The organism is Micromonospora sp. C41 (genome assembly GCF_018070485.1).
Taxonomy (GTDB): domain Bacteria; phylum Actinomycetota; class Actinomycetes; order Mycobacteriales; family Micromonosporaceae; genus Micromonospora; species Micromonospora chalcea.
This window is the reverse complement of sequence record NZ_JAGPXP010000048.1, coordinates 16,377-29,188: the sequence shown is the minus strand read 5'-3', so window position 1 is coordinate 29,188 and position 12,812 is coordinate 16,377. Positions and strand designations below refer to the sequence as shown.

General features: G+C 72.9%; 15 protein-coding genes. 2 read left to right on the top strand and 13 right to left on the bottom strand.

Annotated elements, in window-relative coordinates:
- Positions 1–146 precede the first annotated feature (146 nt).
- The 5 genes from KBX43_RS29865 to KBX43_RS29845 all read right to left on the bottom strand — a co-directional run bounded on the left by KBX43_RS29865 (position 147) and on the right by KBX43_RS29845 (position 4,813).
- Entirely contained in the window at positions 147–1,298 is a 1,152-nt protein-coding gene (locus KBX43_RS29865) for a hypothetical protein (RefSeq protein WP_210888439.1), read from the bottom strand.
- Positions 1,299–1,395: 97 nt separating this feature from the next.
- Positions 1,396–2,145 (bottom strand): ZIP family metal transporter, encoded by a 750-nt coding sequence (locus KBX43_RS29860; protein ID WP_030500687.1) that lies wholly within the window; start codon positions 2,143–2,145, stop codon positions 1,396–1,398.
- A gap of 39 nt (positions 2,146–2,184) precedes the next feature.
- A complete protein-coding gene (gene eis, locus KBX43_RS29855) occupies positions 2,185–3,384 on the bottom strand; it encodes an enhanced intracellular survival protein Eis (RefSeq protein WP_166455673.1) in 1,200 nt (399 codons plus the stop codon).
- Positions 3,385–3,436: 52 nt separating this feature from the next.
- Positions 3,437–4,156 carry a PP2C family serine/threonine-protein phosphatase gene (locus KBX43_RS29850; protein ID WP_013283512.1) on the bottom strand — a complete coding sequence of 240 codons (720 nt, stop codon included), beginning with the start codon at positions 4,154–4,156 and terminating at the stop codon, positions 3,437–3,439.
- 93 nt (positions 4,157–4,249) lie between these two features.
- Positions 4,250–4,813, bottom strand: a complete 564-nt coding sequence (locus tag KBX43_RS29845; RefSeq protein ID WP_210888433.1) for a helix-turn-helix domain-containing protein — start codon at positions 4,811–4,813, stop codon at positions 4,250–4,252.
- A 57-nt stretch (positions 4,814–4,870) separates the two neighbouring features.
- On the opposite strand from KBX43_RS29845, the gene KBX43_RS29840 reads away from it, so the two are divergent.
- Positions 4,871–6,085, top strand: coding sequence for a benzoate/H(+) symporter BenE family transporter (locus tag KBX43_RS29840; RefSeq protein WP_210888429.1), 1,215 nt, complete (start codon positions 4,871–4,873; stop codon positions 6,083–6,085).
- 7 nt (positions 6,086–6,092) lie between these two features.
- On the opposite strand, the gene KBX43_RS29835 is transcribed toward KBX43_RS29840, so the two are convergent.
- The 7 genes from KBX43_RS29835 to KBX43_RS29805 form a co-directional block, all read right to left on the bottom strand.
- Positions 6,093–7,997, bottom strand: coding sequence for a GGDEF domain-containing phosphodiesterase (locus tag KBX43_RS29835; protein WP_210888426.1), 1,905 nt, complete (start codon positions 7,995–7,997; stop codon positions 6,093–6,095).
- Positions 7,984–8,607, bottom strand: coding sequence for an RNA polymerase sigma factor (locus tag KBX43_RS29830; protein ID WP_113972225.1), 624 nt, complete (start codon positions 8,605–8,607; stop codon positions 7,984–7,986). The genes KBX43_RS29835 and KBX43_RS29830 overlap by 14 nt, the downstream gene beginning before the upstream one ends.
- Entirely contained in the window at positions 8,604–8,897 is a 294-nt protein-coding gene (locus KBX43_RS29825) for a hypothetical protein (RefSeq protein ID WP_069088721.1), read from the bottom strand. The genes KBX43_RS29830 and KBX43_RS29825 overlap by 4 nt, the downstream gene beginning before the upstream one ends.
- 234 nt (positions 8,898–9,131) lie before the next feature.
- On the bottom strand, positions 9,132–9,497 hold the full coding sequence (locus tag KBX43_RS29820; RefSeq protein WP_069088720.1) for a hypothetical protein: 366 nt from the start codon (positions 9,495–9,497) through the stop codon (positions 9,132–9,134).
- A 29-nt stretch (positions 9,498–9,526) separates the two neighbouring features.
- On the bottom strand, positions 9,527–9,775 hold the full coding sequence (locus tag KBX43_RS29815) for a hypothetical protein (RefSeq protein WP_026268772.1): 249 nt from the start codon (positions 9,773–9,775) through the stop codon (positions 9,527–9,529).
- 77 nt (positions 9,776–9,852) lie between these two features.
- Complete coding sequence (gene mscL, locus KBX43_RS29810; RefSeq protein ID WP_043327441.1) at positions 9,853–10,323, bottom strand: large conductance mechanosensitive channel protein MscL; 471 nt, start codon at positions 10,321–10,323, stop codon at positions 9,853–9,855.
- Between the two features lie 40 nt (positions 10,324–10,363).
- Entirely contained in the window at positions 10,364–11,047 is a 684-nt protein-coding gene (locus KBX43_RS29805; protein WP_043327439.1) for a FadR/GntR family transcriptional regulator, read from the bottom strand.
- Positions 11,048–11,096: 49 nt separating this feature from the next.
- Here KBX43_RS29805 and KBX43_RS29800 point away from each other — a divergent pair, with 49 nt between their 5' ends.
- Positions 11,097–12,365: an MFS transporter gene (locus tag KBX43_RS29800; RefSeq protein ID WP_069088719.1), complete on the top strand. Its 1,269-nt coding sequence runs from the start codon at positions 11,097–11,099 to the stop codon at positions 12,363–12,365.
- 10 nt (positions 12,366–12,375) lie between these two features.
- Here the strand turns inward: KBX43_RS29800 and KBX43_RS29795 are convergent, their stop codons facing one another.
- A complete protein-coding gene (locus tag KBX43_RS29795; RefSeq protein ID WP_030500698.1) occupies positions 12,376–12,732 on the bottom strand; it encodes an STAS domain-containing protein in 357 nt (118 codons plus the stop codon).
- Positions 12,733–12,812 lie beyond the last annotated feature (80 nt).

The following is a 12,812-nucleotide window of genomic DNA, read 5'->3' as shown; positions in this document are numbered from 1 at the left end:
GGGCAGCGTCCATGCGCCGGCTGTTCAGGCGGCGATCATGAGGTTGACGGCGCGACACGCCGATGGCGAGGCCGCCAACTTCATGATCGACGGGGCGAGGCGGGGCGGGGCAGGGCAGGGCGGGGCGGGGCAGGACGGGGCGGGGGTCAGGAGATTTGGGCACCCAGGAAGAAGATGCCGGGGTGGCCCTTTGTCTCGAAGCCTCTGCTCGGGTTGCGGCGCAGCGTCGAGTTGTCGATCTGCAGCGTGCCGGTGCGGTTGTTGCTGACGAAGAAGATTGCGCCGCCGCCCTCGTTCGCGCTGTTGTCCTCGATCACCGTGCCGGCGATCCGTACCGCGAACTCGTTGCCGTCGCAATAGATCGCGCCGCCACTACCGCCACCCGGCGTGCCGCCCCGGGCCGGGTTCGCGCCCGTGCCGACCGCCCGGTTGTCGCGGAAGACGCTGTTCAGCACCGTCCAGGAGACGCCGATGCTGCTCAGCGCCCCGCCGTTGGCGCACACTCCGCCGGTGAAGGTGCTGCTCACCACGTGCACCGGTTTGTTCTCGAACTGGCTGAGCACGCGCAGCGCCGCGCCGCCCAGGTCGGGGCCGGTACGGTCGCAGCGGTTGCCGACGAACCGCGAGTTGACCACCTTGAACCGCCCGCCCCGGACGAAGATCGCCCCGCCCCCGCCGCCCTCGGTCCGCTCGCCGGTGGAGTCGCCGTCGGCGAACGTCAGGTTCTGCACGGTGAGCTGCGGGTGGTCCTGGTTCTGGCAGTGCGAGGTGGTGAAGCCCTGCGCCTGGTCGCAGGTGTTCATGTAGAGGATGCGGCGCTTGCCGCCGCCGCTGAGCGTGACAGTGCCGCCGCCGTCCAGCACGATGCGCGGGCCGTGCGAGTTCACCACCTTGGCGGTGGCCTTCATGGTGATGGTGACCGGCGCGGGCCCGCAGTCGAAGGTGATGACGCCGCCGGCCGCGACGGCCTTCACCACCGCCTCGGAGGTGCAGCTCGCCGGGGTGCCGCTGCCGACGGTACGGGTCGGGCGCGAGGTGTCCACCGGACGCGCCTCGGCCGGCACGCTCGCCCGGCCGGCGGGGTTGCCGGCGCGGAACGCCACTGTGGCGGGGGTGGGGCTCGGCCGGGCGCTGCCGAGTCCGGAACGCCCGCTCGGGGAGAGCGAGGGCGACGGGGCGGCTGCCGGACCGGCCGGCGAACCGGGGTCGGCGGCGGGTGCGGGGGCCGGCTCGTCGCCGCAGGCGGGCAGCGTCGCCGTCGCCAGGGCGAGGACGAGCAGAGTGACAGCCGACTTCACGCGCACCGCTCGATGCTAGGAGGCCCGGCCGCCCCGGCACGACTCCACAGCCGATCCTTAACCCGCCGCTAAGCCGCAGCGAGCGGCCGCGCGACGGTCAGGCGTGCGACAGCGCGAACGCGACCAGGAAGCCGAGCACGGTGATCAGCCCGACCAGCAGGTGCGCGTCCGCGAACGCCTCCGGCACCATCGTGTCGGTGATCATCGCGAGGATCGCGCCCGCCGCGAGCGCAGTGATCGTCGCCAGCACCTCGGGCGGCGCGCCGCCGAGCAGCGTGTACCCGGCCAGCGCCGCCGCGCCGGAGATCAACGCGATGGCCGTCCACAGCCCGAACACGTAGCGCCGGGTGCGCCCGGCCTGCCGCATCCCGGCCGCGCTGGACAGCCCTTCCGGCACGTTGCTGAGGAAGACCGCGATGACGGTTACCAGGCTGACCGGGCCGCCGGCCAGCAGGCTCGCGCCGATCACCACCGATTCGGGTACGCCGTCGAGCAGCGCGCCGACAGCTATCGCCGTACCCGAGCCGGGCTGTTCCCGCTCGGAGGGCTGCTCGTCGCCGGAGCGCTTGCGGTGCCGCGCGCCGTGCCGGGCCAGCAGGACGTTCGCCCCGGTGTACGCGAGCGCGCCGATCGCCGCACCGATCACCACCGGCCGCAGGCCACCCTGCTCGTGCGCCTCGTCGATCAGCTCGAACGAGACGGCGGACAGCAGCACGCCCGCCCCGAACGCCATCACCGAGGCGGTCGTCCGGCGCGGTACGCGCGCGAAGAACCCGACGGCCGCCCCGATCAGCAGGGCCGACCCGGCGAGCAGGCCCCAGAATCCCGCTTCCAGCCATTCCGGCACGCGCTGGACCCTACCCCCGGCCGCGTGCCGCCAACCGGGTCAGAAGTCGGCGAACAGGTGCGGCAGTTCGCGGGGGAAGAGGCGGCGCAGCTCACCGGCCGCGTCCACCGGCACGTTGCCCAGGCCGCGTACCACCACCTCGGCCGGGTCGAGCACCCCGTACGCCAGGGCGGACAGCCCGGCGGCGGTGAGCCGCGCGGCCGGCACGCCGCCCTCGGCGGTGGTCTGCGCGGGCAGCACCGCGAGCTTGCCGGTGGTGCCGTCGAGCAGGTGCCGGCCGGCGAGCCAGCGGTCGCCGACCACCTCGATCAGCACCCGGCCCACCCCGACCGGCTGGTCGGCGAGCGCGTCCAGGCTGAGCAGCCGGGCCATCGGCGCGGTCGGGTCGGGCCGGGCCACTCTCGCCTCCACCTGCACGTCGAGGTCGGTGAGCCACAGCTCGGGCAGTTCGTCCGGGGGAATCTGGACGCTGATCCGGGCCACCTGGTCGACGTGCCGGGCGAAGAACTGGAGCACCGACGCCCGCGCGTACGGGTCGTCGACGAGCAGGTCGTCGGCGTGCAGCGTGCCGGCGTGGTCGTCGATCCGGTAGGTGACAGCGCCGACCGTCTCGCCGCCGCGCACCACGCTGACCAGCCAGCGGTCGTCGCGGTCGCGCAGCCCGACCGCCCGGAAGTCCGGGAAGACCGCGAAGCCGTGCCGTTCCCGCAGGCACCGTTCGGTGTACGCGCGCCACCGCGCATAGCCGGTGCCGATCCGCTCCCAGACCAGCTCGTCCGGCAGTTCGGCGCGCAGCAGCGGCGCCAGGTCCGCGGGGGAGAAGACAGCGGTACGCCGCCGGGGCAGCCCGATGTAGCCGAAGCGCTCGTAGAACGAGGCGCGGAACGGGTGCAGCGCGCTGAGCTGCTGCCCCTCGTCCCGCATGCCGTCGAGGAGCTGGTGCATGAGCGTGCGGACGTGTCCGCGCCGGCGGGCCAGCGGATGGGTGGCCACGCCCGCGACACCGGCCATCGGCAGCACCGCGCCGCGCAGGTTCTGCCGCATCGGGATCGCCGAGACCGCCGCCGCGGTGACGCCGTCCTCCTCGGCCACCAGTGTCGTGTTCCCGGCGTTGTACGGCAGGTAGGCGCGGAACTGGTCGGTCCGGGAGGCGCCCATCGGCGAGGCCTCGAACGCGTACGCCTGGAGCGGGAAGCTGGTGGTCAGTCGTTCATCGGCGGCCAGCCGGCGGATGTGCATCCGTTCATCCCAACCGCAGCGGGCGCGCTCCGCAACCGGAAAGGACGCCGACTCACGCCTCGGTGACGTCCGAGATGACCACTGTCACGTTGTCCGGCGCGCCGGCCTGGTGGGCCAGCTTCACCAGTTGCTCGCCGCACTGCTGGCGGTCGCCGTAGGTGGCGAGCGCCGCCGCGATGGCGGCGTCCTCCACGTAGTCGGAGAGGCCGTCGCTGCACAGCAGCAGCCGGTCGCCGGGGAACACGGTGAGCGCCCCGACGGCGGGTGGCGCGTCGGAGCCCTGCACCGCGCGGGTGACCAGCGAACGCTGCGGGTGGTGGCGGGCCTGGTCGCGGGAGAGCGCGCCCTGGTCGACGAGCGCCTGCACGAACGTGTCGTCGCGGGTGAGCTGGGTCAGCTCGTGGTCGCGCAGCAGGTAGCAGCGGGAGTCGCCGACCTGGGCGAGCACCAGGGTGTCCCCGGCGAGCAGGGCGGCGGTCAGCGTCGTACCCATGCCGTCGCGGGCCGGGTCGACGGTGATGGCCGCGCGGATGCGCTGGTTGGCGGTGCTGACCACGGCGCGCAGCGCGTCGGCCGCCTCGTCGGCGCCGGTGGGCGGGGTCAGCTCGTCCAGGATCCGGATGACGATCTCGCTGGCCACCTCGCCGGCGGGGAGCCCGCCCATGCCGTCGGCCACCGCCACGAGGCGGTCACCGGCGAGGGCGGAGTCCTCGTTGTTGGTCCGGACGAGGCCGACGTCGTTGAGGATGGCCGAGCGGAGGATGAGCGTCATGAGGACAAGCTTGCCAAGAAGAACGGCTCCGCGTCTCTACGCGGTGGCGGGTCTGCTGAAAGAAATGTCATCCGCTTGCATCCTGGGTATGCGTCAACTGTCCGGTGTGGACGGTCGAGGATAACGCAGCAGCAGGCTCGCGTGGACCTCCTCCTCGCCCACCGCCGCGTACGTGTGCGGCACGTCGGAGACCCACCGCAGGTAGCCGCCCGGACCGGCGGTGAGCGGGGCGTCGACCGGGCCGGCGCGCAGTACGCCGGAGAAGACTGTGACGTGCTCGGTCACGCCGCTGGAGTGGGCGGGGGAGAGCTGAGCCGGACCCGGGGTGACCCACATCCGGTACAGCTCGAAGGTCGCCTCCCGGTCACTGAAGACCTCCAGCAGCGTGGCGCCGACAGCCGCCCCGCGTACGGTCGGTGCCTGCTCGGGCGCGGAGAGTACGGCGGTCAGCGGCACGCCGAGCTGCGCGGTGATCGCGTACAGGGTCTCCAGCCGGGGGTTGCGCACGCCGTTCTCCAGGCCGGAGAGCGTGGCCTTGCCGACGCCCGCGAGGCGGGCCAGCTCGGACAGGGAGATGCCCCGTTCGGTGCGGAGCGAGCGGATGCGCCGGCCGACCTCCCGGGCGCCCCGGTCATCGGGTGGTGCGGCGGCTGTCATGAGGGCTATCGTGCTACACCGTGCCGTTCCGTAAACGGAACGGCGGAGGAGGAGAGCATGGGGGGTCGGCTCCAACCCGTCCTGGCCGGCGTGGTGACCGCCCTGGTCGGCTTCGCCAGCTCGTTCACAGTCGTCCTGGCCGGGCTGCGCGCCGTCGGCGCCGACCGGGACCAGGCCGCCTCCGGCCTGCTCGCGCTCTGCGTCGCCAGTGGCGCCTGCGCGGTCTGGCTCGGCCTGCGGCACCGGCTGCCACTGTCGATCGCCTGGTCCACGCCGGGCGCGGCGCTGCTCGTCGCCACCGGGCCGGTCACCGGCGGCTGGCCCGCCGCGGTCGGCGCCTTCCTGCTCGCCGGCCTGCTGATCGTCGCCGCCGGGCTGATCCCCGCGCTCGGCCGCGCGGTCGCCGCGATCCCCGGCCCGATCGCCTCCGCCATGCTCGCCGGGGTGCTGCTGCCGCTGTGTACGGCGCCCGTACGCGCCCTCGTGGAGGTGCCCCGGCTGGCCGGGCCGGTGGTGCTGGTCTGGCTCCTGCTGCACCGGTTCGCCCGCCGCTGGGCGGTACCCGGCGCGCTCGCCGTGGCAGTTGTCGCGATCGCGCTCACCACCTCCGGCCCGGCCCGGTTGGACGCCGCGCCGGTCGTCGCGCTCACCGCGCCGGCCTGGACGCTGCCCGCCGTCGTCGGGCTCGCCCTGCCGCTGTTCCTGGTCACCATGGCCGCCCAGAACGTGCCCGGCACCGCCGTGCTCGCCGGCTACGGCTATCGGGCCCCGCTGGGCTCGGCGCTGCGGGTGACCGGGCTCGCCACCGCCCTCGGCGCTCCGGCCGGCGGGCACGCGGTGAACCTGGCCGCGATCACCGCCGCGCTGGCGGCCGGGCCGGACGCCCACCCGGACCCGGAACGGCGCTGGATCGCGTCGGTCACCGCCGGGATCGGGCTGGCGCTGCTCGGGCTCGGCGCGGGCGTGGCCACCACACTGGTGCTGCTCTCCCCGCCGGTGCTGGTCGAGGCCGTCGCCGGGCTCGCCCTGCTCGGCGCGCTGGCCGGAGCGGTCGCGGCGGCGGTGGCCCAGCCGGACGCGCGGGAGGCGGCGGTGGTGACGTTCGTGGTCACCGCCTCCGGGGTGAGCCTGTTCGGGGTGGGCGGCGCGTTCTGGGGGCTGGTCGCGGGCTGGCTGATGCTGCTGCTGTTCCGCCGCCGCGCGGCCGCGTCCCCGCCGGCCGGGTCGCCCGAGGCGGAACCCGCCCCGCCGGTTCCCAGCCGGGCCGGGTGACGACCGGTCATCCCATGGCGGTCTGCTGAGGCGGGAGCCGCAGTTCGAGTTCGATGCTCTGCACCTCCTCCTGGCTCACAGTTATCGGTTCCGGCCGCCCGATCTGGTAGCCCTGCGCGAAGTCGACCTCCGCGGCGCGCAGGAGATCGAGGGTCTCCTGGTCCTGGACGTACTCGGCGGCGACCCGGATGCCGAGCGTGTGGCACAGTTCGACGAGCGCCGACACCACAGCCTGGTCGGCCGGCGACCGGCACAGGTCGACGATGAACGCGCCGTCGATCTTCACCAGGTCCACCGGCAGGTATTTGAGCTGGGCGAGGGCGCCGTATCCGGTGCCGAAGTCGTCCAGCGCCAGGTGGCAGCCGACCTCTCTGATTCCGGTGGCGAAGGCCAGCGCCTCGTTGCGGTTCTCGATGAGCGCGGTCTCGGTGATTTCGAACGTCAGGCATTCCGGCTTGACGTGGTGCCGGTGGATCGCCCCGGTCACGAAAGCGAGCAGTCCCGGGTCGGCGAGCGACTTCCCGGAAATGTTCACCTGGTAATGGGAGGTCTGTGCCCCGCGGCCGATCAGTTCCAGAGCGTGGTCGATGACCCACTTGTCCACCGCCAGGATTTCGCCGACCCGCTCGGCCATGTCGAGAAAGGCCCACGGCGCGACCGGTTCACCGGTGTCGCTGCGAACGCGCAGCAGAATCTCGTGACGGGCCACCTGATTGAGCCCGAGATCGATGATGGGCTGGGCGTACAGGGCGAACCGGTTGGCCGAGACGGCGCGGTGAATCCGGCGGCGGCACCGGTCCGTCCGTTCCCGCTCGGCGACCGGCCGCTCCAGGACCTTGACGGCGGTGGCGTTGCGGTGCGCGTCGCGGGCCGCGTGCTCGCCGTCCACGAGAAGGTCGAAGCCGGTGTCCGGGATGTCGTTGTCGAAATGGACCACGCCGGCCGAGGTGTTGAGCCGCAGGGGCTTCTGCCGGACGCTGAACAGATGGTTCCGGAACTTGTCCACGATCCGGGCGGCCAGGGCCTCGGCCTTCCCCGCGTCGTCCCGGGGGGCGAGCAGTAGCCCCCACGAGCCGGAACCCACCAGCCCGCTGGTGACGCCGTCCCCGGCGACTGCGCGCAGGGTCCGGGCGATCTCCGCCGTCACCTGGTCGCGGTCCTCGTCGGTCAGCGCGTCGGGCAGCCGGGTGGCCGGTTCGGTCGCCACGACGATCAGGGCGCCGCCGGTGGTGCGCCGCGCCCGGTCGACCTCGTCGATCACGTACCCGCGGGTCTGGAGCCCGGTGAGCACGTCCCGGACGGCCGGGTCGGGGCCGAGCATCCGGCTGCGTACGGCGAGCCGGCGCTGCTCCTGGCGGGCGAGTTCGAGCGCGGTGATGTCCTCGCCGGTGGCGATGACGCCGACCGGCCGGCCCGCGTCGGTGAGGATCTCGAGGTGGCAGTACACGTGGCGGACGCTGCCTCCGGGCTGGACCACCCGGAAGCCGATCTCGTCGGGGCGGCTCTGTTCCCACGCCGTCCGCACCGCGGCGAGGACGCGCTCGACATCGGCGGGATGAACGAGGTCGGCGAGCGTCCGCGGGGTGAGGCGGAGCGTTCCCGGCGCGTGCCCGACGATCATCGCCATCTCGTCGGACCAGGAGAGCCGCTCGAAGCGCTCCGCGTCGTGGTCGCCGGGCAGCCAGGTGACGGTGCCCTGCTTCGCCAGCTGGGCGGCGCGGGTGACCCGGACGGCCTCGTCGGCGTCCCAGGTCAGGGGATCGGCGAGGTCGGTGTCGACGATGATCTTGTAGCCCTCGGCGAGGGACAGGTCGTGCTGGCTCTGCACGGTCCGCGCCACCCGGCGGGCGCGCGCGAGCTCCAACGGGCTGGGTGTGGTCTCGGCGAGCGCCAGGATGTCATCGAGATCCACGGCCGGCCCCCTGCCGCCGCTCGCTCTCCGAGCGGGTGAAGCCGGCCTTCTCGGCCAGTTCGCACAGCTCCTTCTTGGCGGCGGCCTTGTAGGAGCGGACGCTGTTCTCGGTCAGGCCGAGGATGCGGGCGATCTCCTGGTTGGAGAAGCCCTCCTTCGACATCTGGAACACCTCGGCGTGCCGTACCGGCAACTGGTGCAACCAGCCGCGCAGCGTCTCCTGCGCCTCCCACGCGTCAGCGATGTCCGAGTGGGACGACGGCGGCAGGTCCTCCGGCGCCACCGCGGCCTCCCGCAGTCGTCGGTCGTGATCCTTCAGCATCTTGAACCGCGCCGTACGGACGATCCACCCGATCGGCCGGACGTGGTCGCGGAGCTTGGACCACTCGACCCGACCGTGCAGAAAGGCTTCGTGAAGCGCGTCCTCCACCGCCTGACGGTCCCGGCATCTCGCCCGGAGAATCCGTTCCACGGTGTGGTACGAGCCTTCGGTGAATTCGGCGAACTCCCGGTCGTGAACGGCCTTCAGGCGGGCCGCCTCCGCCTCGCGCAGAGCGTCGTTGTCGTCGGGATCCGGTGTGAGAGCGGCGGTGCCCTTGATGTCTGTCACGCCGCCTCCTCGACGGGGCCGGGCTTCGACGCAGCGCGCCCGCCCAGTTCGACCTCCCGATGCCCGTCGCGATCGCGCTCCACGATCCGTACGACGTCATGGTCCGCCTCGGCCAGCCGGATCAGCCACGTGACCCGCGCTGTGGTGCGTGTTGTCGCCTCGCGTTCCTCGTTCATCCGGGCGCGGTATGCCACGTAGGCCCGCACCAGGCCCGCCACCACTCCGGCGACGGCAGTGGCCACGGCCACCACCTGATATCCGGTGAGCGGTTCCGCCAGCGCTTCGTTCATTGTTCCCCCTCGGCCCCCTTGGTTCGCCAATTACTATCCGTGGCGAGAGGCCGATGTAGATACCAGAACGCGCGCAATGTTTTTGAAGATCAACGATCAAGTCGTTCATCAGCGATTAAAGCGCAAAGTCATGGCATTGAGACTCTGCGCAAGGGGATTGACGGGCGGCTTTTCCGGGCAACTTGCATTGATCACCTATTACTGCGGGTGACAAATCCATCACCTCGACGGGCGTCACTCCTCGGCGGGCAGCTCCGTGGCCGGGACGGTGAGGCGTACCGCGCCGTCGTGCACCGCGGCGATCCGGTCGGCCAGCACGTAGACCGCGCCGGTGCGGACCAGGTCGGTGGAGACCTTGAGATAGCCGTCGCGCAGCAGTCGCGCGGCCAGGTCGGCCGGCACGTCGGGCTCCTCGACCGCCGCCGACTCGATCAGCTCGTCCAGGCTGCTGCCCGGGTCGACCGGCGCGGGCGCCTGCACGGTCACCGCGGCCGGGTCGCCGCGCTGGACGAGATCGACTGTGCCCACCTCGACGCCTGCGGAGTCGACCACCCGCATGCCGGTGGTGACCCGGGAGACGGTGTCCTGCTGCTGGCTCATACGGCAGCGGTTCCCGGGCCGCACGGGCGCTAAACGGACGGGGCCCAGCCTCCCGGCGGGCGGGGGGACAGTTCGCGCCACGTGTCGGTGCCGTCCAGCAGCGCCCGGACCGTCTCCTCCGCCTCCTCGACGCTGGCGTGCTCGTAGAACCGGGAAACCCCCTCGGCGCCGCCGGCCCGCTGCTCGACGTGCCAGCGGTCGCCGTCCACCCGGAGGAAGACGTCACGCCGGGCGAGGCGTCCCCATTTCCCGTTCCACCAGTGCCTACGCTGCTCCATGCCCGGACTCTATCGAACATGTGTTCGATACACGTCGGCCCCCGCGAGATTGTCGCGGGGGCCGATCGGCTATGGCGTCAGCGCGGCGCGGGCGGCTCCTGCCGGCGGCCGAGCACGTCGTCCAGGGCGCTGCGCTGCCCCGGCGTGCCGTGGTTGCCGGCGAGCAGCGCGTCACGGATCTCGGTGAGCAGCTTGACCTCCTCGCTCGGGGCCGACGGCGGCGGCTCCTCGCCGCGCTTGCGGCGCTCGGCGAGCTTGTTCATCGGGTAGACGACCAGGAAGTACAGCGCCGCCGCGGTGAGCACGAACGTGATCAGCGCGTTGACGAAGGCCACCCAGTCGAAGGCGACGCCGCGGAAGGACGGCGTCGAGCCGCCGATCCCGTCCTCGTTGCCGGTGATCAACACGATGAACACGCGTACCAGCGGTTCCAGGAACGACTTGGTGAGCTGGGTCACCACGCCGGTGAAAGCCGCGCCGATGACGACACCGACCGCCAGGTCGACGACGTTGCCGCGCATGATGAAGTCTTTGAAGCCCTTGAGCATCCGTACTCCCGTGCCCTGATGAGTCTGCGTCGGGGACAACCTATGCCCCGGCGGGCCCTTCGAGAAAAGCACCGGCCTCGATCGCCGCCCGCTGCGGGTCGCCGGCCCGGATCGCCTCCACCAGCCGGCCGTGATCCACGTACCGCTCCGGGGTCAGCGCCTCGCCCATCGCCTGGGCCACGGTGCTGCGCAGCGCGGCGCCGACCGAGGCGTACAGCTCGGCCAGCATGGCGTTGTGCGCGGCCGCCACCACTGCCGTGTGCAGCGCGGCGTCCGCCTCGACGAACTCGTCCACCCGGCCGCCGCGCCACGCGGCCTCGCGGGCCGCGAGCGCGCCGTCGAGCGCCACCAGGTCCTCAGGGGTACGCCTCAAGGCAGCGAGCCGGGCGGCCTCCACCTCGAACGCGCGCCGGACCTCGATCACCTCGGTCATCCGGTCGTCGGTGAGCCGGCGGGCCACCACCGGGGCCAGCTCGTCGGTCGACACCACGTACGTGCCGGAGCCCTGCCGGCACACCAGCACCCCGGCGTGCACGAGCGCCCGGACCGCCTCGCGGACCGTGTTCCGGCCCACGCCGAGCTCGGCGACGAGTTGCGGCTCGGTGGGGATGCGCCCGCCCACCGGCCACTCGCCGCCGAGGATGCGCTCCCGGAGCTGCTCGATGGTCTGGCGGACCCGGTGACCGCGCGGCGGCACGACGACGGAATCCACGGCGGGTGTCACCGGTTACACCTCGTGCCGAAATTCATCCCATGATTGTAGGTTCGAGGTCATGACTCCGCCACCCGCGCCCGCCGCGACAGTGCCCGCCCCCGGCGCCGGCTCCGCGGCCCTCCCCACCCCGGCGCCCCGCGCGGTCCGAGGCGGCCTGCTCGTGCTGACCGGGATGCTGCTCGTCGCGCTGAACCTGCGCGCGGCGGTGACCAGCCTCGGCGCGCTGCTCGACGAGGTACGGGTCGGTCTCGGCCTCTCCGGGGCGATGGCCGGCCTGGTCACCACGCTGCCTACCATCGCGTTCGCCGGACTGGGCGCGCTCACCCCGTGGCTGGTCCGCCGCTGGGCCGCGCCCCGGGTGCTGGTGCTCGCCATGCTGGCGCTCACCGTCGGGCAGGTGCTGCGCGCGCTCACCGGCTCGGCGGCGGTCTTCGTGGCCACCAGCGCGCTCGCGCTGGCCGGCATCGCGGTGGCGAACATCCTGCTGCCGATGCTCGTCAAGCAGCACTTCCCGCACCGCACCGGGCTGGTCACCGGGGCGTACACGATGGCCCTGACGGTGGGCACGACGGTGGCCGCCGCCGCGGCGGTGCCGGTCGCGCACGCCTTCGGCTCCTGGCGGGCCGGACTCGGCGTCTGGGCCGGGCTGGCCGCGCTGGCCGTACTCCCGTGGGTGCCGCTGGCGCTGCGGGCCCGCGCGGCGCGACGGGCCGCGCCCCCGGCGGTGGCCGTCGCCACCCCGGCCCGGGTGCAACCCGCCCGGACCCGGCTCGGCTGGGCCATGGCGGTCTACTTCGGGGCGCAGTCGCTCAGCGGGTACGCGATCATGGGCTGGCTGGCCCAGCTCTTCCGGGACGCCGGGTACCGCCCGGAGGCGGCGGGGCTGCTGCTCGCCGGCGTGACCGCGCTGGGCGTGCCGGTGGCGCTGATGATGCCGGCGCTGGCCGGCCGGCTGGCCACGCTCCGGCCGCTGGTGCTGTCGCTCACCGTGTTCTCCGCCGCCGCGTACACCGGTCTGGCGCTGGCCCCGCACGGCCTGGCGCCGCTGTGGGTGCTGCTGCTGGCGCTCGGCCAGGGCGCGTTCCCGCTCATCCTGACCACGATCGGGCTGCGCGCCCGGACCGCCGAGGGGACCGTGGCGTTGTCCGCGTTCGCGCAGAGCACCGGGTACGTGATCGCGGCGCTCGGGCCGCTGCTGGTGGGCATCCTCTACGAGGCGACCGGCGGCTGGACCGCCCCGATCGGCTTCCTGCTGGTGGCGCTCGCCGTGCAGACGGCGGCGGGCATGGTGATCGCCCGTCCCCGCTACATCGAGGACGAGCGCTGAGCGGAACCGGTCAGGAGGAGGTCGGAGTGGGCTCGCCCGCGACGGCCTGTTCCACGGTCGGGTACGTGTGCAGCACCTCGACCAGCCCACTGACCTCGAGGATGCGCAGCACACCGCGCTGCGGAGCGGCCAGCCGGACGACGCCGCCCGCCTCGTCGCAGTTGTTCTTCGCCCGGACGAACACCGACAGGCCGGTGGAGTCGCAGAACGACACCTCGGCCAGGTCGAAGACCAGGCGGTTGCGCCCCTTGTCCAGCAGATCCGTGATCTGGTCCTGCAGTTGCGGTGCCGTGGCCATGTCCAGCTCGCCCGCGACCGACACGACGACCACGTCGCCGCGCTGTTCCGTGTGCACCGTCAAGGACATTCGTCGACCTCCTGTGTTCGGGGGAAACGGTATCCCACGACGGGCGCGCCGCGCAGAACGGGAGCGGTCACGGGTGCGGT

Excerpts from the sequence above, each read along its gene's own strand:
- eis (WP_166455673.1), bottom strand. The coding sequence starts at position 3,384 with ATGCACATCCGCCGGCTGGCCGCCGATGAACGACTGACCACCAGCTTC.
- KBX43_RS29850 (WP_013283512.1), bottom strand. The coding sequence starts at position 4,156 with ATGACGCTCATCCTCCGCTCGGCCATCCTCAACGACGTCGGCCTCGTC.
- KBX43_RS29845 (WP_210888433.1), bottom strand. The coding sequence starts at position 4,813 with ATGACAGCCGCCGCACCACCCGATGACCGGGGCGCCCGGGAGGTCGGC.
- KBX43_RS29840 (WP_210888429.1), top strand. The coding sequence starts at position 4,871 with ATGGGGGGTCGGCTCCAACCCGTCCTGGCCGGCGTGGTGACCGCCCTG.
- KBX43_RS29825 (WP_069088721.1), bottom strand. The coding sequence starts at position 8,897 with ATGAACGAAGCGCTGGCGGAACCGCTCACCGGATATCAGGTGGTGGCC.
- KBX43_RS29820 (WP_069088720.1), bottom strand. The coding sequence starts at position 9,497 with ATGAGCCAGCAGCAGGACACCGTCTCCCGGGTCACCACCGGCATGCGG.
- KBX43_RS29815 (WP_026268772.1), bottom strand. The coding sequence starts at position 9,775 with ATGGAGCAGCGTAGGCACTGGTGGAACGGGAAATGGGGACGCCTCGCC.
- mscL (WP_043327441.1), bottom strand. The coding sequence starts at position 10,323 with ATGCTCAAGGGCTTCAAAGACTTCATCATGCGCGGCAACGTCGTCGAC.
- KBX43_RS29800 (WP_069088719.1), top strand. The coding sequence starts at position 11,097 with ATGACTCCGCCACCCGCGCCCGCCGCGACAGTGCCCGCCCCCGGCGCC.
- KBX43_RS29795 (WP_030500698.1), bottom strand. The coding sequence starts at position 12,732 with ATGTCCTTGACGGTGCACACGGAACAGCGCGGCGACGTGGTCGTCGTG.